The organism is Azonexus sp. (assembly GCF_036170495.1).
GTDB lineage: Bacteria > Pseudomonadota > Gammaproteobacteria > Burkholderiales > Rhodocyclaceae > Azonexus.
Window position 1 is genome coordinate 1 of record NZ_JAVHPH010000051.1, and the last position, 1,272, is coordinate 1,272.

Sequence of the window (1,272 nt, forward strand, 5' to 3'; positions counted from 1 at the left end):
GCCAAAACGCTATGCCGTCAAATACCTGAAAAAAGACCTTAACTGAACGGCATTAGGGCACTTGGCCGGGTTTTGTTTGTCTGCTTTTTAGTCAGGCGGCGTTGAGCGCCTGATCCAGATCGGCGATCAGGTCGTCGATGTGCTCGATGCCGACCGACAGGCGGATCATGTCTTCGGAGACGCCGGCCTTGGCCAGTTCTTCCGGCGATAGTTGGCGGTGGGTGGTCGAGGCCGGGTGGCAGGCGAGGGTCTTGCAGTCGCCGATGTTGACGAGGCGGGTGACGAGTTGCAGGGCATCCTGGAACTTGCCGCCAGCCACGCTGCCGCCCTTGACACCAAAGTTGAGGATGCCGGAGGCGCGGCCGCCCATGTATTTCTGGACCAGCGCGTGGTCCTTGTGGTCGGGCAGGCCGGCGTAGTTGACCCAGCTGCACTTCGGGTGGCTCTTGAGGAAGTTGGCGATCTTGAGCGAGTTTTCGCAGATGCGGTCCATGCGCAGGGCCAGGGTTTCGATGCCTTGCAGGATGAGGAAGGCGTTGAACGGGCTGATGGCGGCGCCCATGTTGCGCAGCGGTACGACGCGGGCGCGGCCGATGTAGGCGGCGGGGCCCAGGGCTTCGGTGTAGACGACGCCGTGGTAGGAGACGTCCGGCTCGTTGAGGCGCTTGAACTTGGCCTTGTGTTCGGCCCAAGGGAACTTGCCGCTATCGACGATGACGCCGCCGATGGAATTGCCGTGGCCGCCGAGGTACTTGGTCAGGGCATGCACGACGATGTCGGCACCGTGCTCGAAGGGGCGGCACAGGTAGGGCGAGGGGACCGTGTTGTCGACGATGACCGGCACGCCGTGCTTGTGGGCGATTTCGGCGAGCTTTTCGAAATCGACGACGTTGCCGAGCGGGTTGCCGACGGATTCGCAGTAGATGGCCTTGGTCTTGGCGTCAATAAGCTTTTCAAAGGTGGCCGGATCGCGGTAGTCGGCGAAGCGGACGTCGATGCCGTATTGCGGCAGGGTGTGGGCGAACAGGTTGTAGGTGCCGCCGTACAGGGTGCTTGAGGTGACGATGTTGTCGCCGGCCTCGGCGATGGTCTGGATCGCGGCGGTGATGGCGGCCATGCCGGAGGCCATGGCTAGCGCGGCGATGCCGCCTTCCATCGCGGCGACGCGCTTTTCGAGCACGTCCTGGGTCGGGTTCATGATCCGCGTGTAGATGTTGCTGCGGCGGTCACGTTTTTTTGGACAGTCGGATAAGCTAAGGCTGACCGGTTGAA

The 1,272-nt window shown here is 62.6% G+C and carries 1 protein-coding gene; it reads right to left on the minus strand.

The window, feature by feature from the left end:
- Positions 1 to 91 precede the first annotated feature (91 nt).
- The coding region (locus ADADOO_RS01835) for an O-acetylhomoserine aminocarboxypropyltransferase/cysteine synthase family protein (protein ID WP_511274500.1) at positions 92 to 1,272 on the minus strand (1,181 nt) is incomplete at its 5' end.